At 73.3% G+C, this 18,483-nt stretch carries 17 protein-coding genes; 16 read left to right on the plus strand and 1 reads right to left on the minus strand.

Annotated features, from left to right (window positions below; translation table 11 throughout):
- The first annotated feature begins 13 nt into the window (after positions 1 to 13).
- The gene (locus ACFV9J_RS10970; protein WP_385352698.1) at positions 14 to 1,657 is read left to right on the plus strand and encodes a recombinase family protein; all 1,644 of its coding nucleotides are present in this window, start codon (positions 14 to 16) and stop codon (positions 1,655 to 1,657) included.
- A 126-nt stretch (positions 1,658 to 1,783) separates the two neighbouring features.
- A complete protein-coding gene (locus ACFV9J_RS10975; protein ID WP_104636093.1) occupies positions 1,784 to 2,320 on the plus strand; it encodes a YbjN domain-containing protein in 537 nt (178 codons plus the stop codon).
- Positions 2,321 to 2,410: 90 nt separating this feature from the next.
- Here ACFV9J_RS10975 and ACFV9J_RS10980 read toward each other — a convergent pair whose 3' ends face one another.
- Positions 2,411 to 3,601, minus strand: coding sequence for a pyridoxal phosphate-dependent aminotransferase (locus ACFV9J_RS10980; protein WP_385352701.1), 1,191 nt, complete (start codon positions 3,599 to 3,601; stop codon positions 2,411 to 2,413).
- A 161-nt stretch (positions 3,602 to 3,762) separates the two neighbouring features.
- On the opposite strand from ACFV9J_RS10980, the gene ACFV9J_RS10985 reads away from it, so the two are divergent.
- The 14 genes from ACFV9J_RS10985 (at position 3,763) to ACFV9J_RS11050 (ending at position 18,476) form a co-directional block, all read left to right on the plus strand.
- Positions 3,763 to 4,044 (plus strand): hypothetical protein, encoded by a 282-nt coding sequence (locus ACFV9J_RS10985; RefSeq protein WP_385352703.1) that lies wholly within the window; start codon positions 3,763 to 3,765, stop codon positions 4,042 to 4,044.
- A gap of 399 nt (positions 4,045 to 4,443) precedes the next feature.
- Positions 4,444 to 4,980 (plus strand): DUF2617 family protein, encoded by a 537-nt coding sequence (locus ACFV9J_RS10990; protein WP_385352705.1) that lies wholly within the window; start codon positions 4,444 to 4,446, stop codon positions 4,978 to 4,980.
- Between the two features lie 113 nt (positions 4,981 to 5,093).
- On the plus strand, positions 5,094 to 6,752 hold the full coding sequence (locus ACFV9J_RS10995; protein WP_385352707.1) for a polyamine aminopropyltransferase: 1,659 nt from the start codon (positions 5,094 to 5,096) through the stop codon (positions 6,750 to 6,752).
- Positions 6,753 to 7,112: 360 nt separating this feature from the next.
- The gene (locus ACFV9J_RS11000; protein ID WP_385352709.1) at positions 7,113 to 8,273 is read left to right on the plus strand and encodes a sensor histidine kinase; all 1,161 of its coding nucleotides are present in this window, start codon (positions 7,113 to 7,115) and stop codon (positions 8,271 to 8,273) included.
- A complete protein-coding gene (locus ACFV9J_RS11005; protein ID WP_385352711.1) occupies positions 8,270 to 9,016 on the plus strand; it encodes a response regulator in 747 nt (248 codons plus the stop codon). Before ACFV9J_RS11000 ends, ACFV9J_RS11005 begins: the two co-directional genes overlap by 4 nt.
- Before the next feature lie 52 nt (positions 9,017 to 9,068).
- A complete protein-coding gene (locus tag ACFV9J_RS11010) occupies positions 9,069 to 9,917 on the plus strand; it encodes an SRPBCC domain-containing protein (protein ID WP_385352713.1) in 849 nt (282 codons plus the stop codon).
- Between the two features lie 388 nt (positions 9,918 to 10,305).
- On the plus strand, positions 10,306 to 11,103 hold the full coding sequence (locus ACFV9J_RS11015; RefSeq protein ID WP_385352715.1) for an aldose 1-epimerase: 798 nt from the start codon (positions 10,306 to 10,308) through the stop codon (positions 11,101 to 11,103).
- Positions 11,104 to 11,113: 10 nt separating this feature from the next.
- Positions 11,114 to 11,662 (plus strand): orotate phosphoribosyltransferase, encoded by a 549-nt coding sequence (gene pyrE / locus ACFV9J_RS11020; protein WP_385352717.1) that lies wholly within the window; start codon positions 11,114 to 11,116, stop codon positions 11,660 to 11,662.
- A gap of 173 nt (positions 11,663 to 11,835) precedes the next feature.
- A complete protein-coding gene (gene fbaA, locus ACFV9J_RS11025) occupies positions 11,836 to 12,867 on the plus strand; it encodes a class II fructose-bisphosphate aldolase (RefSeq protein ID WP_385352719.1) in 1,032 nt (343 codons plus the stop codon).
- A gap of 81 nt (positions 12,868 to 12,948) precedes the next feature.
- Entirely contained in the window at positions 12,949 to 14,418 is a 1,470-nt protein-coding gene (locus ACFV9J_RS11030) for an MFS transporter (protein WP_385352721.1), read from the plus strand.
- 305 nt (positions 14,419 to 14,723) lie between these two features.
- Entirely contained in the window at positions 14,724 to 15,137 is a 414-nt protein-coding gene (locus ACFV9J_RS11035) for a DUF3151 domain-containing protein (RefSeq protein ID WP_385352723.1), read from the plus strand.
- Between the two features lie 153 nt (positions 15,138 to 15,290).
- Positions 15,291 to 16,106 carry a tryptophan 2,3-dioxygenase family protein gene (locus ACFV9J_RS11040; protein WP_385352725.1) on the plus strand — a complete coding sequence of 272 codons (816 nt, stop codon included), beginning with the start codon at positions 15,291 to 15,293 and terminating at the stop codon, positions 16,104 to 16,106.
- The gene (gene kynU / locus ACFV9J_RS11045; RefSeq protein WP_385352727.1) at positions 16,099 to 17,331 is read left to right on the plus strand and encodes a kynureninase; all 1,233 of its coding nucleotides are present in this window, start codon (positions 16,099 to 16,101) and stop codon (positions 17,329 to 17,331) included. Before ACFV9J_RS11040 ends, kynU begins: the two co-directional genes overlap by 8 nt.
- Positions 17,332 to 17,495: 164 nt before the next feature.
- Positions 17,496 to 18,476 (plus strand): alpha/beta hydrolase, encoded by a 981-nt coding sequence (locus ACFV9J_RS11050; protein ID WP_385352729.1) that lies wholly within the window; start codon positions 17,496 to 17,498, stop codon positions 18,474 to 18,476.
- The last annotated feature ends 7 nt before the right edge of the window (positions 18,477 to 18,483 follow it).

Genomic DNA, 18,483 nt, shown 5'->3' on the forward strand with positions numbered 1-18,483 from the left:
GAGGGGTGTCGACATGAAGCGAGTTCTGGCCGTCCAGCGCATCAGCCGTGACAGCGAGGCGTCCTCGGCTCTCACCAGGCAGGATGAGGCCCTCACGCGCGCGATGCGGCAGGGCACTTACAGGGAGGTGGGCCGGGTCGTCGATGCCACCATCTCCGGTGCTGTCCATCTCGACCAGCGTCCCAGTCTGAGGAGATGGCTCCTGGAGCCGCTGGTCCACGAATGGGACGTGCTCATGGTCACCGAGCAGGACCGCATTACGCGGGACGACATGCACTGGTGGCACTTTGTCGACTGGGTCCTGAAGAACGGGAAGGATGTCGAGGTCCTCGACGATCCGACGTTCGACATCCGATCCGAAGACGGACGGATGCTCGCGGGTATCAAGGCGGCACAGGCGGCCAAGTATCGCAAAGCAGTGCAGGCCAAGCAGCTCGACCGTACGCAGTTCTTCCGTGAGAACAGGCTCTGGAACGGCGGCGTCTGGCCTTTCGGCTACCGTGTCGAGGTCTTTTCCCACCTGGGGGAGCGCCGCAAGCGTCTGGTGGTCGATCCCTGTACCTCGCAGCTTGTGCGTGAAGCCTACGACCGCCTCGTGCATGGCGAGGACACCGTCTACGCGGTGGCGAGAGACTGGAACCTTCGGGGCGTGCCCAGCGCCCGTGATCACCAGCGCAGGGAACAGAACAAGGATCTTCCGGGACAGGAACGCAGGCCTGAGAAGGGGACCCGCTGGTCCGTGACGCCACTGCGCAACATACTGAGGTCACCCGCCCTGATGGGTGTGATGATGCATCGTTCCGAACCTGTCCTGGACGGAGAAGGCCAGGCCGTGGTCTGGGCGGAACCCGTCCTCGCGTCCGAAGAGTTCGCAGAGCTGCAGGAAGCGGTTGTCACCGAGCAGCGCGCAGCGGAATCCAGACCGGGTAAGGGCTGGCGGACCCCGTTGCTCGGCGTGGTCTTCTGCGTGTGTGGTCGCCCCATGTACGTGCGGAACCAGAAGAATCACCTGGCTGACGGCACGACTGCGATCTTGACGTACTACCAGTGTCGGTCCGTTTCCGAAATGAACCGTTGCGAGGCTCCTGCGACGTGGCGTGCCGAAAGTCTCTGTGCAGTCGTGGAGCAAGACTTCCTGGGCCGTGCCGGTGACCTGACCGAGACGAAGCGCAGATACGTACCGGGGCGGGACCACACCGCAGCCATCGCCGAGTTGCGCAACGCGCTCGCCAATCTCACCGTTGCCATCGGCACGGCAACCGCGCCGGCGGCCGTTGCTGCGCTCACCCGGCAGATGGACGAACACGCGATGACGATCTCGAGGCTGGAAGCCGAGCCGGTGGTCCATGCGCGCTGGGAGGAGGAGCCGACCGGCGTGGTCTACCGAGAACAGTGGCGTGCTGCGAAGAACTGGGAGAGCCGGGCAGCTCTCCTCGTCAAGGCCGGTGTTCGCTTCTTCTGCGAAGGTACGCACAAGTCGGGAAGCGTACACATGTACCTTCCCTCCGCTTCGCAGCGACGGGCGAGCGGTGTGAGCCCCTCGAGAGGGGTTGAGGAGGCCGTCGGGATCGACTGCCGCGAAGAGGAAGCCCGCCGGTATTTCACAGACCTGCGGCGAACCAAGGGGATGGGGCCGGGGTTCTGGTACTCACGCTGACCCGACCCGCGCGGCCGACTCCCGGCCAGGCAGGTTGCCGGGCACGGCCCGGGCGAGAGAGGGTGGTCCGTACGTCTGGCCTCAGCTATGGCCGGACGAGCCAGACGACCGCAGGAGTGTCCCAGAATGTCTATCGACCCGTCTTCGATTCCGAACTTCGGGGGCAAGCAGCCCGAGCCGCAGCCCCAAGGACCGGCGGGCCCCGTCGTCCCGGATCAGGATCTTGTGAAGCAGCTCCTCGAACAGATGGAGCTGAAGTACGTCGTCGACGACGAGGGCGACCTCGCGGCGCCGTGGGAGCAGTTCCGTACGTACTTCATGTTCCGCGGCGAGGGTGACCAGCAGGTCTTCTCGGTGCGGACGTTCTACGACCGGCCCCACCAGATCGACGAGAAGCCGCAGCTGCTCGAGTCGGTCGACGACTGGAACCGGCGCACCCTGTGGCCCAAGGTGTACTCCCACACCCACGACGACGGCACGGTCCGCCTGATCGGCGAGGCGCAGATGCTGATCGGCATGGGCGTCAGCCTGGAGCACTTCGTCTCCTCGACGGTCAGCTGGGTGCGGGCCGCCATCGAGTTCGACCGGTGGCTCGTGGAGCAGCTCGGCCTGGAGCAGGACGTCAACGAGGCGGAGAAGCCGACCGACGAGGACGGCGAGTAGTCCGCCCCCGCGGCTGAACCCCGGAGAGCCCGGACCCCGGCAGTGCGGGGGCCCGGGCTCTCGCCGTACCCGGGCACAGTGCGGGCGTGCTCACCCCGTCAGGGTCTTCAGGCGCTGTACCGCCTCCTGGAGCACCGGCAGCCGTTTGCAGAACGCGAACCGCACGAAGGGCGCGCCCTCCTCCCGGTGGTCGTAGAAGACCGCGTTGGGGACGGCGACGACGCCCGCGCGCTCGGGCAGGGAGCGGCAGAAGGCGAAGCCGTCGCGCTCGCCGAGCGGGCGGATGTCGGTGGTGACGAAGTACGTCCCGGCGGGCCGGTACACCCCGAAGCCCGCCTCGGCCAGCCCCGCCGCCAGCAGGTCCCGCTTCGCCGCCATGTCCTGCCGGTAGGCGGCGAAGTACGACTGTGGCAGCGCGAGCGCCTCGGCGACCGCGTACTGGAACGGGCCCGAGGCCACGTACGTCAGGTACTGCTTGGCCGAGCGGACCGCCGTGAGCAGGGCGGGCGCGGCGGTGACCCAGCCGACCTTCCAGCCGGTGAACGAGAACGTCTTGCCGGCCGACCCGATGGTCACCGTGCGCTCCCGCATCCCCGGGAAGGACGCCAGGGGGATGTGCTCGGCGGTGCCGAAGACCAGGTGCTCGTACACCTCGTCGGTGACGACCAGCAGGTCCCGCTCCACGGCCAGCTCGGCGATCGCGGCCAGCTCGGCTCGGGTGAGGACCGTGCCCGTCGGGTTGTGCGGGGTGTTCAGCAGCAGCAGGCGGGTGCGGTCGGTGACCGCGTCGCGCAGCTCGTCCAGGTCCAGGCGGAACGTGCCCTCGTGCGGCCGCAGGGTCACCGGCACGCGGGTGCCGCCCGCCATCGCGATGCAGGCCGCGTACGAGTCGTAGTACGGCTCCAGCGCGACGACCTCGTCGCCCGGCTCCAGCAGGGCCAGCAGGGCCGCCGCGATGGCCTCCGTGGCGCCGGCGGTGACCAGGACCTCGGTGTCGGGGTCGTAGGACAGGCCGTAGCGGCGGTGCTGGTGGCCGGCGACGGCGGCGCGCAGCTCGGGGACGCCGGGGCCCGGCGGGTACTGGTTGCCGCGCCCGTCGCGCAGCGCCCGCACCGCGGCCTCCCGGACCTCCTCGGGGCCGTCGGTGTCGGGGAAGCCCTGGCCGAGGTTGATCGCCCCGGTCCGCACCGCCAGGGCGGACATCTCGGCGAAGATCGTCGTCCCGAACTCCGCGAGCCGGCGGTTCAGGAGGGGGCGGGCGCTGGAGCTCATCGAGGTCATGCCGGTCATCCTGCGCCGAAGCTCTGGACTTCCTCAACTCTGCTTTGGGGCGGGGCGGCGAGGGGCATCTCCCGTTCACCGACAGGCAGCGAGGCGTCCGACGGGGGACTGCTTCGGGGGACTTCCGGGTGTGAGCCCGGGGACGGAAGGAGGGTGGAGCCATGGTCACAGGCATTGTTCTGATCCTGGTCGCAGCCCTGTTGATCAGGGGGATCTCGGTGAGCCGGCGCGCCTCCCGCAGCGGGCGGGGCAGGCCCTGGTCCAGCTCGGGCGGCGGCAGCGGCAGCGGCGGCGGTACCAACAGCTGGTGGGCCGGTGACGGGGGCGGTTCGCCCTCCGGCGGCCACCACTCGGGCCACTCCTGCGGTGGCGGCTCGTCCTGCGGAGGCGGGTCGTCCTGCGGGGGAGGGGGCGGCGGCGGATGCGGCGGAGGCGGCGGCTGACACGGGGCAGCTGAGCCTGTGACCAGGGGGAACCGCATCCCCGTCACGGGGCCCGCTCCTGGGGCCGGGCCCCGCGTCCCCACCATGAGCGCCCGCCGGGTCACCCTCCCGGTGGGCGCTCCCACGCCCGGCGCACTCCGTACGGACGGGGTGTGCGCCGGGGTTGAACAGTTGAGCTGTGGAGCCCCCTGAGGGATGGAAACGTCACGAAGTTGGGTAAAAACGCTGTGACGGCGTCATCGTTCATGATTCGCTCTCCCTCATCAACGCAGCTCCTCGGACGACCTGTTGACCCCCCTCCTGACCGGCCGACTGGGCTGAGCGGGCCGCATCCCCGGCAGTGCCGCGGATGCGCAGGCCCCACACCTTCCTCTCCTTGTGTGCTTGCGGAGCCGATCCATGCTCACGACCCTGAACACCGCCTACACCGACACCCGCGCCGCCGACCTTGCCTGGGCCCTGGGCCGCGAGCCGCTGCCCGCGCTCGCCTGTCTCGACGTCGAACTGACGGACGCACGTCTTCAGTTGCGGCTGCTCGGAGCCTCCCACCAAGTCCTGCTCGAGGAGGAGCGGGGCAGCTGCTCGGAGACGGTGGCGTGCATCCCCGGCAGCAGCACCCCCCTGCCCCTGGGCGTCGCCAAGCGGGCGGGCGACTGGGAGTACGAGTTCGCCGCCCGCGTCGAGGTGCTGACGCCGGGCTCCTTCGCCGGCCGCGCCCAGGAGCTGCTGGCCCTGGTCTCCGACCACCCGCACGGCCTGGCCGGTGTCTTCCCCGGCAGTCCGCACGCCTTCACCGCGCTGCTGGCCCAGCGGCACGAGGGGCAGGTGCACTGGCGGACCTGGCACGCCTATCCGCAGGACGGCCAGTTGGTGGCGACCCGGACGCGGGTGGGCGTGCGGGTGCCGACGGCCCGGCTCAGGCCGTCCGCGGTGTGAGCGGGCGGGGCCCGAGCGAGTCGGGGCCGGATAAACCTGTGGTGCCCGACCGGCGCCGAGTTTCACACGTGTGGGTGACGAAGCGCAGTGCTGGAGTGACGTAACGTCACTGCGTGATCGAACCGCACGCGCCCGCCCCGCCCGGCTCTCCGCCGTCCTGGGGCGGCCCCTGCGGCCCACAGGCGCCCGCGCGGCTGCCCGTCCGGCCGGCCGTCGGGCGGTTCCTGGTGCTGGCGGGTGTGTTCGTGTGCGCGGCCTGCGGGCTCGTGTACGAACTCGAACTCGTCGCGCTCGCCTCGTACCTGATCGGCGACTCGGTCACCCAGGCGTCCGTCGTCCTGTCCGTCATGGTCTTCGCCATGGGCCTCGGCTCGCTCGCCGCCAAACGGCTGCGCGGCCTGGCGGCGGCCGGCTTCGGCGCGCTGGAGGCCGCGCTCGCCCTGGTCGGCGGCTCCAGCGCCATGCTGCTGTACGCGGTCTTCGCCTGGACCGGCGGCTGGGGCGGCCTGTGGGCCGACGGCCCGCGCATCCTGCTGGTCGCCTTCTCCCTCGCCATCGGCGTGCTGATCGGCGCCGAGGTGCCGCTGCTCATGGAGCTGATCCAGCGGGTGCGCAGGCAGGACCCGGGCGGCGCCGTCGCCGACCTGTTCGCCGCGGACTACGTCGGCGCGCTCGTCGGCGGCCTCGCCTTCCCGTTCGTCCTGCTGCCCTTCCTCGGCCAGCTCACCGGCGCGCTGCTCACCGGCACCGTCAACGTGGTCGTCGGCGCCGCCCTGGTCCTCGGGCTGTTCCGGCGCGACCTGACCCGCCGGGCGCGCTGGCTGCTGCTGATCGCCAACGCCCTCGTCCTCGCCCTCCTCGCCACCGCGATGGTCCTAGCCGACGACTTCGAGCGCGCGGCCCGGCACGCCGTGTACGGACAGGACGTGCGCGTGGCCGTCCGGACCGACGTGCAGGAGGTCGTTCTCACCGGCGACGCCGACGGCCGGCCTCTCGACCTGTTCCTCGACGGGCGGCTGCGGGTGCGCGCCGGCGACGAGCGGGGCTACCACGAGGCGCTGGTGCACCCCGCCATGAGCGGCCCGCACGCGCGCGTGCTGATCCTCGGCGGCGGTGACGGCCTGGCCGCGCGGGAGGTGCTGCGCCACCCCGGCGTGCGCCGCGTCGACGTCCTCGAAGCCGACCCCGGCCTCGCCCGGCTGGCCCGGCACGACCCCGGCCTCGCCACCCTCAACGAGCACGCCTACGGCGACGCGCGCGTCCGAGTCCTCTCGGGCGACGCCTTCCACCGGCTGCGTGCGACGCCCTCCGCGACGTACGACGTGGTGATCTCGGACCTGCCCGACCCGGGCATCACGGCCAGCACGAAGCTGTACTCCCAGGAGTTCTACGGACTGCTGCGGCGGGTGCTCGCGCCCGACGGGCGGCTGGCGGTCCACGCGGGCCCGGTCGCCGCACAGCCCCGCGCCTTCTGGACCGTGGACGCCACCCTCCGCGCGGCGGGCCTGCCGGCCGTCGGCTACCGCGTCGGCGCCCGCGACACCGGCCCCGGCTCCGCGCCCGGCCTCCGCCGCGCGGCCGCGGCCCGGCCCGCGCCCCGCGGCTGGGGTTTCCTGCTGGCCGCGCGCACGGCCCCCGCCCCGCGCCTGGACCCGGCGGCACCCCGCCCGCACAGCCTCACCCCGGACTCCCTGGCACGGGGCGTCCGCGAGGCGGCCCGCACCCGGATGGCCGGGCTGCCGCCCTCCACGCTCGTGCATCCGCGATTCTGAGCCCGCCAGCCCGCCAGCCCGCCAGCCCGCCAGCCCGCCAGCCCGCCAGCCTGCCCCCCGGCCAGCCCGCCTGCCTGCCAGCCCGCCTGCCAGCCCGCCTGCTCGCCCGCACGGGCGCCGCGACCGCGATCCGCCGCGTCCCCGTGCGGCGGCCCGACCCTCCCCCGGGTGCGGGACGGACCGCCACACCCCCCGGTGGATCGCTCGCACCGGGAATCTACGGCCGCCCCGCGCGTCGCGGAATCCGGCGGTGGGTGGAGACCGGAGCCAACCCGGCGCGGTAGTCGCCCGGTTCCTGCAACTTCCGCGGTACGGCAGAAGGATGACGCCGACGCCGGGCGGCGGACCTACGCTGCGGGAATGCGCCTGCACCCCCTGGCGGCCGACGGCCTGATCGCCGCGGCGCTGACGACCGTGGCCGTACTGCTCGGCACCGAGGCCGTCGCCCAGGGGTGGCCCGCGCTCGACCCGCTCGCCTGGACGCTCGTCGCCCTGCTCACCCTCCCGCTCGTCCTGCGCACCCGCGCCCCCGTCACCGTCTGCCTCGCCGTGCACGCCTGCTGGGCGCTCTACATCACCCTCGACTACTGGCCCGTCGTCGGCTCCTTCGGCCCCATGCTGGCCGTCTACACCGTCGCCGCCCAGCGCCCCACCCGCACCGCCGCCGCCTGCGCCGCCCTGCTCGCCGGGGTGTGGGTCTACGCCGGGCTGCGCAGCGACTCCGGGGCCATGGCCTCGGTGGCGGGGCAGGCCGTGGGCTTCCCGCTGGTGCTGTGGCGGTTCGGGTACGTGGCCCGCCGGACCGGCGAGCTGACGCTGCGGCTGCGGGCCGAACAGGCCGACCGGGCCCGCCGCGAGGTCGCCGAGGAACGCGTGCGGATCGCCCGCGAACTGCACGACGTGGTCGCCCACCACATCGCCGTCATCAACGTCCAGGCCGGACTGGCCCGCTTCGTCTTCCGGTCCGACGCCCGCACCGCACGCGACGCCCTGGACACCATCGAGGGCGCCAGCGGCGAGGCACTGGCCGAACTGCGCCGCATGCTCGGCCTGTTGCGCGCCGACGGCGTGCAGGGCGCGGACGGCGCCCCCGCTCCCGGCCTCGGCCAGCTCGACGAGATGGTCACCCGGGTGCGTACCGGCGGCGTGGGCGTGGAACTGCGGGTCACGGGCACCCCGCGCCCCCTGCCGCCAGGCGTTCAGCTGTGCGTCTACCGGGTGGTGCAGGAGGCCCTCACCAACGTGCTCAAGCACGCGCCCGGCACGGACGCCGCCGTCGAACTCGCCTACCGCGCGGGCGAGGTGACGGTGTCGGTGACCGACGGCGGGCCGGTGGAGGGGCTGGATCCGGTCACACCTGCCGAACGGGGCGGCCACGGCTTGATCGGGATGCGGGAGAGGGCCAAGCTCTACGGCGGGACGATCGCCGTCGGCCCGCGCAGCGAGGGTGGATTCGGCGTGCGCCTGACCCTTCCGACGCCGGTACAAGTCGCACGCCGGGGAGACTCCGTGCGGGAATGACCGACGCAGACCGCCCGACGGACGGGCCGCACCACGACGCCGCCGGGCCGATCCGCCTGCTGGTCGTCGACGACCAGTACCTCGTCCGCACCGGCCTCGCCACGCTGCTGCGCGCCGCCCCCGGCATGGAGGTCGTGGGCGAGGCGGCCGACGGCGCCGAGGCGGTGGGGCTGGCCGCGCGGACCCGGCCGGACGTGGTCCTGATGGACATCCGCATGCCCGGCCTCACCGGCATCCAGGCCACCGAGCGGATCCTCGCCGAGGCGGTGGACCCGGCGCCCCGCATCCTCGTCCTGACCACCTTCGACCTCGACGAGTACGTGTACGGCGCCCTGCGGGCCGGCGCGTCCGGCTTCCTGCTCAAGGACGCGGGCCCCGAACGGCTGCTGGCCGCGGTCACCGCGGTGCACGGCGGCGACGCGCTGTTCGCCCCCGCGGTCACCCGGCGCTTGGTGGAGGCGTTCACGCGGATGACGGACACGGGGCGGGCGGACCCGCAGGACGCCGGTCCGCCGCCGCCCGCGCTGACGACGCTGACCGGCCGCGAGGCCGAGGTCCTGCAACTGGTCGGCCGCGGACTGAGCAACGCCGAGGCCGCCGACCGGCTGTTCATCAGCGAGGCGACCGTGAAGACCCACCTCAACCGCACCATGACCAAGCTGGGCCTGACCAGCAGGGCCCAGGCGGTGGTCGTGGCGTACGAGACGGGACTGGTGACGCCGGGGAGCGCGGGCGCCGGGTGACTTTGTGCCGACGGGGGGTGCGGCGGGCCGGGGCTGGGTAGGGTGCCGTGACATGGAGCATGAGGTGTTCGTTCCGGTTCCGGCCGAGCGGCTCAGGGACGTGCTGGCCGACCCCGTCCGGGTCGCCCGGGCGGTTCCGGGGCTCCAGCAGGACGCCGGGGCCGAGCCCGTCGCGGGCCGGCTGAAGGTGCGCATCGGCAGTCACTCCATCACCTACCGCGGCTCCCTGCGGCTGTCCGCGCGCGAGGACGGCACGTACTCCGTCGAGGGCGACGCCACCGAGTCGCGCGGCACCGGCGCGGTCGCGCTCGCGCTGACGCTGCGCGCGGACGACGCCGAGGGCGGCGCCACTCTCACGTTCACCGGGACGGCCTCCGCGGACGGGCGGGTCACGGAGCTGCCGCCGGACTCGGTGGCGTCGGCCACGACCCGGCTGCTGGACCGTTTCGCGCAGAACCTGTGCACGGCGGCGCAGACACCCCCCGCGCCGGAGCCGGAGCCGAGCCCCGCCTCCGTCTTCGACACCGAGGTCCCCCCGTCCTCCCTCGCGAACGGCGACGCGGACGAGGACGCAAACGCAAGCGCAGACGCAGACGCGCACACGGACGAGAAGGCGAAGGCGGAGGCGGAGGCGGAGGCGGAAGGGGACGCGGACCGCGGCGGGCGCACGGACGACGAGCCGGCCGTCCCACCCCCCGCCGAGGCCGCGCACGCGCGCCGCACGATGATCGGCCGCAGCGCCGAGGAGGTGGACCACGCCCCGCCGCGCGGCCGCTACGCCCCCGTGCCCGCGCCCCAGCCGAGCGCGGTCGGCGCCCCCCTGCGCTGGGCCGCCCCCGCGGCGGCGCTGGTCGTGGCGTCGGCCATCGTGGTGGCCCGCGCACTGCGCAAACGCCGCTGACCACCACCGGACCCGCCGCAGGGTCATCGCTGGACCGGCTGCGGAGCCATCGCTGGACCCGTCGCAGGGTCATCGCTGGACCGGCTGCGGAGCCATCGCTGGACCCGTCGCAGGGTCATCGCTGGACCGGCTGCGGAGCCACCGCTGGACCCGTCGCAGGGTCACCGCCGGACCGGCTGCGGAGCATCGCCGGACCTGCCGCAGGGTCACCGCCGGACCGGCTGCGGAGCATCGCCGGACCCGTCGCAGGGTCACCGCTGGACCGGCCGCGGAGCACCGCCGGACCCGCCGCAGGGTCACCGCCGGACCCCGCCGCGGAGCCACCACCGGACCCGCCGCGGAGCACCGCCGGGTGGGGCGCCCTTGATCGCCCCAGTAGGGTCGGGGCGTGAGTAACGAACCCATCACGCTGACCGCGGGCGACGCGGAGGCGACCGTGCTGCCGGGCAACGGCGGCCGGATCGGCGGACTCCGCGTCGGCGGCACGGAGCTGCTCCGCCAGGGCGAGCGCTACGGCTGCTTCCCGATGGCCCCCTGGTGCGGACGCATCCGCGACGGCCGCTTCAGCGACGGCGCCGTGGTCCACCAGATGCCGCTGAACTCCCCGCCGCACGCCATCCACGGCACCGCCCGCGACGCCGCCTGGCGCACCGCCCGCGTCACCGCCGACGAGGCCGTCATCACGTACGACCTCGTCGACCCCTGGCCCTACCCCGGCCGCGTCACCCAGGTGATCGCGCTCGCCGAGGACGCGCTCACGCTGTCGATGTCCGTGGAGACGTACGAGTCGTCCTTCCCGGCGCAGGTCGGCTGGCACCCCTGGTTCAACCGGACCCTCGACGGCGCGGACGGCACCGGTGTGGAGATCGCCTTCGACCCCGCCTGGCAGGAGGAGCGCGGCGACGACCACCTCCCCACCGGCAACCGCGTCGACCCGAAGCCGGGCCCCTGGGACGACTGCTTCGGCATGCCCGACGGCGTCGACGTCACCCTCACCTGGCCGGGACGGCTGGAGCTGAAGGTGACCAGCCGGGAGCAGTGGGCCGTGGTGTACGACGAGCAGGAGGCCGCCGTCTGCGTGGAGCCGCAGACCGGCCCGCCCAACGGCCTGAACACCCTCCCCCGCCTGGTCACGCCCCTGGAGCCGCTGGAGGCCACGACCACCTGGTCCTGGCGCCGCCCTTAAGCTGGCGTACATGACGGACGTACGCGGCGAGCTGCTGCAGCAGATCAAGGACAAGGCCGTGGTGCACGGCAAGGTGACCCTCTCCTCGGGTCTGGAGGCCGACTACTACGTCGACCTGCGCCGCATCACCCTGGACGGCGAGGCCGCGCCCCTGGTCGGCCAGGTGCTGCTCGACCTCACCGCCGACCTGGAGTACGACGCGGTGGGCGGGATGACCCTGGGCGCCGACCCGGTCGCCGGGGCCATGCTGCACGCCGCCTCGGCACGGGGGCGGCGGCTGGACGCCTTCGTGGTCCGCAAGACCGCCAAGACGCACGGGATGCAGCGGCGCGTCGAGGGCCCGGACATCAAGGGCCGCCGCGTCCTGGTGGTCGAGGACACCTCCACCACCGGCGGCACCCCGCTCGCCGCCGTCGAGGCCGTGCGCGAGGCCGGTGCCGAGGTGGTCGCCGTCGCGACGATCGTCGACCGGGCGACCGGGGCCGGCGAGAAGATCCAGGCGGGCACCGGAGTGCCGTACCGGTACGCGTACGGCAAGGACGAGCTGGGCCTGGACTGACACCAGGGGTACCAGGGGGTGCCAGGGGGACCAGGGGCCGAGACGGGACCGGGGTCCACTCGGGTATTCCCGTTCCGTCTGGAAGGATGGGGCCGACGATGACGTCGCCCCCCAGTCCTAGGTCAGGGCCATAAGCAACAACACGCCCACCCGCACATACAAGGAGCGGACAGATGCCCATCGCAACTCCCGAGGTCTACAACGAGATGCTGGACCGGGCGAAGGCAGGAAAGTTCGCCTACCCCGCCATCAACGTGACCTCTTCCCAGACGCTGCACGCCGCCCTGCGCGGTTTCGCGGAGGCGGAGAGCGACGGCATCGTCCAGATCTCCACCGGCGGCGCCGAGTTCCTGGGCGGCCAGCACAACAAGGACATGGTGACCGGCGCCGTCGCCCTCGCCGAGTTCGCGCACATCGTCGCCGAGAAGTACGACGTCACCGTCGCCCTGCACACGGACCACTGCCCCAAGGACAAGCTCGACGGGTACGTACGTCCGCTGCTCGCCGTCTCCGAGGAGCGCGTCAAGGCGGGCCGCAACCCGCTCTTCCAGTCGCACATGTGGGACGGCTCGGCCGAGACCCTGGCCGACAACCTCTCCATCGCCGAGGAGCTCCTGGCGCGCGCCCGCGCCGCCAAGATCATCCTCGAGGTCGAGATCACCCCGACCGGCGGCGAGGAGGACGGCGTCTCCCACGAGATCAACGACTCCCTGTACACCACGGTCGACGACGCGGTCCGCACCGTCGAGGCCCTGGGCCTGGGCGAGAAGGGCCGCTACCTGCTCGCCGCGTCCTTCGGCAACGTGCACGGCGTGTACAAGCCGGGCAACGTCGTGCTCCGCCCCGAGCTGCTCAAGGAGCTGAACGAGGGCATCGCGTCGAAGTACGGGCAGCCGGCCGGCAGCAAGCCGTTCAACTTCGTCTTCCACGGCGGCTCCGGCTCCACCGCCGAGGAGATCGCCACCGCGCTGGAGAACGGCGTGGTCAAGATGAACATCGACACGGACACCCAGTACGCCTTCACGCGTCCGGTCGTCGACCACGTGTTCCGCAACTACGACGGCGTCCTGAAGGTCGACGGCGAGGTCGGCAACAAGAAGACGTACGACCCCCGCACCTGGGGCAAGCTGGCCGAGGCCGGCATGGCCGCGCGCGTCGTGGAAGCCTGCGGTCACCTGCGCTCGGCGGGCCAGAAGATCAAGTAACACCCGGTCGACACGACCGTACGCACGAGCCCGGCGCCCTGCGCGCCGGGCTCGCCGCATGCCCGGGTGTATATCTGGGGCATGCCCGACGTCCGGCTGTCCTCACCGCAGGGCAAGTGGATCCTGCTGACCACCGTCCTCGGCTCCAGCATGGCGCTGCTGGACTCGACCGTCGTCAACGTCGCGCTGCCCCACATCGGGCGCGACCTCGGCGCCGACCTGGCCGCCCTGCAGTGGACCGTCAACGCGTACATGGTCACGCTGGCCGGCCTGATCCTCCTCGGCGGCGCCCTCGGGGACCGGTTCGGCCGCCGCCGGATCTTCGTCCTCGGCGTGCTGTGGTTCGCCGCCGCCTCCCTGCTGTGCGGTCTCGCGCCGAACGCCGGTGTGCTGATCGCCGCCCGTGCCCTCCAGGGCGTCGGCGGGGCGCTGCTCACGCCGGGTTCGCTCGCCCTGATCCAGGCGTCCTTCCACGCCGACGACCGGGGGAGGGCGGTGGGCCTGTGGTCCGGCTTCGGTGGCGTCGGCGCGGCGGTGGGACCGTTCCTCGGGGGCTGGCTGGTGGACGGCGCCGGCTGGCGCTGGGTCTTCCTCCTCAACGTCCCGCTGGCACTGCTGTGCGCCCCGATCGCGCTGCGGCACGTCCCCGAGTCCTCGGACGAGCGCGCCCACACCCGCTTCGACGTCCTCGGCGCCGCCCTGTGCGCGGCGGCCCTCGCGCTGCTCACCTACGCGCTGATCGAGGCCCGTACGGCGTCCTGGGCGGTGGCGCTCAGCGCGGTGGCCGGGGTGGTGGCCGCCGTGGCCTTCGTCGCCGTCGAGCGACGCGGCGCCGACCCGATGATGCCGCTCGACGTCTTCTCCTCCCGCCAGTTCACGGCGGTCAACGTCGTCACCCTGTGCGTGTACGCGGCCTTCGGCGGCTTCTTCTTCCTCGCCGCGCTGCAGCTCCAGGTCGTCGTCGGCTGGTCCGCGCTGGCCGCCGGTACGGCGCTGCTGCCGACCACCGTCCTGATGCTGCTGCTCTCGGCCCGCTCCGGCGAACTCGCCGAGCGCCTCGGCCCGCGCCTCCAGCTCACCGTCGGCCCCCTGCTCTGCGCCGCCGGGATGGTGCTGATGCTGCGAGTCGGACCCGGCGCCTCCTACCTCACCGACGTACTGCCCGCCCTCCTCGTCCTCGGCCTCGGCATGGTCACGCTGGTGGCGCCCCTGACGGCGAGCGTGCTGGCCGCGGTGGACACCGCGCGCGCCGGTCTGGCCAGCGGCATCAACAACGCGGCGGCCCGCGCGGCGGGGCTCGTCGCGGTCGCCGCGCTGCCCCTGCTCACCGGCATGGGCGAGGAGGCCTACCGGTCGGCACAGGCCTTCGACGACGCCTTCGGCCCGGCCATGCTGATCTGCGCGGGCGTCCTGGTGGCGGGCTCCCTGATCGCCTTCACCACGGTGCGCCGCCCGGCCCCGGACTGCCCCCGCCCGGAGTGCCACACCCACGGCTCGGTCCTGACACCCCCACTGGAGCAAGGGCCGCGAGGAACCGCACACGAAAGCTGACGCAGACCCCCACCTCGAACCGACGCCCGGCTCACGCCCTAAAGGGGCGCGGGGAACCGCGCACGGAAGAGAATGCGGGCCACCGCCCCGGACCGACGCCCGGCTCACGCCCTAAGGGGGCGCGGGGAACCGCGCACGGAAGGGAATGCGGGCCACCGCCCCGGACCGACGCCCGGGTCGTGCCCTCAAGGGGCGCGGGGAACTGCGCGCTCAACCACAGCGCACCCGCACCCGACAACGCACCCCACCCCCCCCGCACCGGTGGCCCCGCCCGGCCGCCCCCGGCGATACCGCAGACTTGTCCCATGGCCATTCACGAGAACCTCCTCGGGGGACCGCCCCCGACCCGCCTCCCCGACGACCCCGGGCCCCGCGAACTGCTGGCCGGCGGCACCTCCCCCGCCGACGTCGCCGCGAAGTACCCGACGTCCTCGCTCGCCTGGGCCCGCCTGGCCGACGAGGCGTTCGAGCGGGGCAGCGTCGTGGAGTCGTACGCGTACGCCCGTACGGGTTACCACCGCGGCCTCGACGCCCTGCGCCGCAGCGGCTGGAAGGGGCACGGCCCGGTGCCCTGGGAGCACGAGCCGAACCGCGGCTTCCTGCGCGCCCTGCACGCCCTCGCCCGCGCCGCCCAGGCGATCGGCGAGAAGGAGGAGTACGAGCGCTGCAGCCAGTTCCTGAAGGACTCCTCGCCCGAGGCCGCCGAGGTGCTGGGCTGAAAAGGTTGGACCAGCTACACCCCGGGCCCGTCCGCCGTGCGCGGGCGGGCCTTGCGGTTTCCTGCGACGATTGCGGAGGATGCCGTTGGGGACCGGGGCCCCGTGCCGGTAACGGCAGGGCGGACCGCTACCCGTGCACATCAGGAGACAGCGATGTCCCACGACGCCCCGAATCTCGACTTCGAGGGCAGCACGCCGTACGAGGACTACGTCAAGGCGGACGTGCTCACCCACCTCCAGCACACCCTCTCGGACGACCCCGGAGAGATGGTCTTCCTGGTCACGACCCAGGTCATGGAGCTGTGGTTCACCGTCATCGTCCACGAATGGGAGACCGCCGCCCGCGCCCTGCGCGAGGATCGGATCCCGGTGGCGACCGACGCGCTCAAGCGTTCGGTGCGGGAGCTGGAGGCGCTGAACGCCTCCTGGACGCCGCTCGCGGGCCTCACGCCCGCCCAGTTCAACTCCTACCGGTCCGCCCTCGGCGAGGGCTCCGGCTTCCAGTCGGCGATGTACCGCCGCCTGGAGTTCCTGCTCGGCGACAAGTCCGCGTCCATGCTCGTCCCGCACCGAGGCGCCCCGCGCGTCCACGCCGAACTGGAGAAGGCGCTGCACGAGCCGAGCCTGTACGACGAGGTGGTCCGGCTGCTCGCCCGGCGCGGGTACGACATCCCGGACGCCGTGCTCCGGCGCGACCTCACCCGGAAGTACGAGGCCGCCTCCGAGGTGGAGGCCGCCTGGACGGCCGTCTACTCCGGCGACCAGAACGGCGAGCTGGCCCGCCTCGGCGAGGCCCTCACCGACGTCGCCGAGCTGGTGTGGCGCTGGCGCAACGACCATCTGGTCGCCACCCGCCGCGCGATGGGCTCCAAGACCGGCACGGGCGGCTCCGCCGGGGTGGCCTGGCTGGAGAAGCGGGCCCGGAACAACGTGTTCCCCGAGCTGTGGACGGCGCGGTCGTATGTCTGAGCCGACGAGCCTCGCGGGCGAGGCGGAGCAGCTGGACGCCGCCGACCGGCTGGCCGCGGTGCGCGAGCGGTTCGTCCTCGACGACGTCACGTACCTCGACGGCAACTCGCTGGGCGCCCTGCCCGCGCACGTCCCCGCGCGCGTGGCGGACGTCGTACGGCGCCAGTGGGGCGAGCTGCGCATCCGGTCCTGGGGGGAGAGCGGCTGGTGGACCGCGCCCGAGCGGATCGGCGACCGGATCGCCCCGCTGGTCGGCGCGGCCGCCGGGCAGGTCGTGGTCGGCGACTCGACCAGCGTCAACGTCTTCAAGGCGCTCGTCGCGGCGGTGCGCATGGCACGCGAGGACGGTCGTAGCGGCGCGGGGGGCGGGCCGGTCCGGGACGAGATCCTGGTCGACGCCACCACCTTTCCCACGGACGGGTACATCGCCGAGTCGGCGGCCCGGATGACGGGCTGCGCCCTGCGGCCCGTGGCCCCGGCCGAGGTCCCCGGCGCCCTGGGCGACCGCACCGCCGCGGTGCTGCTCAACCACGTCGACTACCGCTCGGGCCGGCTGCACGACCTGCCCGGACTCACGGCCGCGGTGCATGCGGCGGGGGCGTACGCGGTCTGGGACCTGTGCCACAGCGCGGGCGCGCTGCCGGTCGGACTCGACGAGCACGGCGTGGACCTGGCGGTCGGCTGCACCTACAAGTACCTCAACGGCGGCCCCGGCTCGCCCGCGTACCTGTACGTGCGCCGTGACCTCCAGCCCCGCTTCGACTCCCCGCTGCCGGGCTGGAACTCGCACGCCGAGCCGTTCGGCATGCGGCCCGCCTACGCCCCGGCCTCCGGCGCGGTGCGCGGGAGGGTCGGCACGCCGGACATCCTCTCGCTGCTCGCCCTGGACGCGGCGCTGGACGTGTGGGACGAGGACGGGGTCTCGGTGGCGGCGGTGCGGGCCAAGTCGCTGGCGCTGACGGACTTCTTCCTGCGCTGCGTCGGGGCGTACGTCCCGGACGGCCGCGTGGAGTCCGTGACCCCGGCGGCGCACGCCGAGCGGGGCAGCCAGGTCGCGCTGCGCTGCGAGGACGCGGGCGAGGTGATGAAGCGGCTGATCGAGCGCGGGGTGGTCGGGGACTACCGCGCACCCGACGTGCTGCGCTTCGGCTTCACCCCGCTGTACGTCGGTTTCGCGGACGTGGAGCGGGCGGCGCGGGTACTGGCCCGGACGCTGGCCGGCTGAGTCGCGGTCGGGCCGCCGAGTGGGGACCGTACGCAAGCTCGTCCGGTCCTCACCCAGCGTCACATCCCGATGTCCGCGCACGTCATCGGCCTGATAACGTCCGGCCAACGGCCGATTTCATTCTCCCGGTCCGCCAACACCGTTCCGTCGCTGAGAGGTTGACCATGCCGGACGCCGCCGCAGAACCGGGCACCGCTGCCGCGAGGGACGCGGCGGAGGAGAAATCGGCCCTCTCCCACCCGGCGGTCGAACCCGACAGCACCGCCGGTTACGGCAACCACCCCGACCAGGTGATCGACTTCTACGTGCCGCGCGGCGGTGCGGGACCGGGCGAGGCCGCTCCCGTCGTGGTGGTCCTGCACGGGGGCTCGTGGCGGGCCCCGTACGACCGGCGTCACATCAGCCCGTTCGCCGGCTTCCTGGCCCGCCGGGGCTTCGCCGTGGCCAGTGTGGAGTACCGGCGCGGTGCGGACGGGGCCGGTGCGGAGGGAGCCGCTGCGGACGGAGCCCGTGCGGAGGTGGCCGGTGCGGACGGGGCCGGTGCGGAGGGAGCAGGTGCGCTGGGCGCGGGTGGTGATCCCGTCGCGGGGCGCTGGCCCGACACGTTCGACGACGTGGCCGCCGCGCTGGACGCCCTGCCGGAGCTGGTCCGGCAGCACCTGCCGCGGGCGGACGCGCGGCGCGTGGTGCTCACCGGCCACTCCGCCGGCGGCCACCTCGCCCTGTGGGGGGCCGCCAGGCACCTGCTGCCCGCGGACGCCCCGTGGCGGACCGACCGCCCGACGCCCCTGCGCGGCGTGGTCGCGCTCGCGCCGATCGCCGACTTCGAGGTCGCCGGCCAACTCGGCGTGTGCGGTGGCGCGGCACGGCAACTGCTCGGCGGCGGCGAGCTGTTCGCCGAGCGCCGTCCGTACGCGGACCCCGCCCTGCTACTGCCCACGGGGATCGCGACGACCCTCGTGCAGGGCCGCGCCGACGTGGACGTCCCGCAGGCGGTCGCCGAGGCGTACGCGGACGCGGCGGCGAAGGCCGGGGAGGTGGTCGGGGTGACGCTGCTGGAGGACGTCGGCCACTACCCGCTGATCGACCCGGCGGCGGACGCGTGTGCGGTGGTGGCGGAGGAGATCGCCCAGTTGGCCTGGTGAGCGGAGC

Origin of the sequence: Streptomyces sp. NPDC059906 (assembly GCF_042730645.1) — a bacterium.
GTDB lineage: Bacteria > Actinomycetota > Actinomycetes > Streptomycetales > Streptomycetaceae > Streptomyces > Streptomyces rubrogriseus.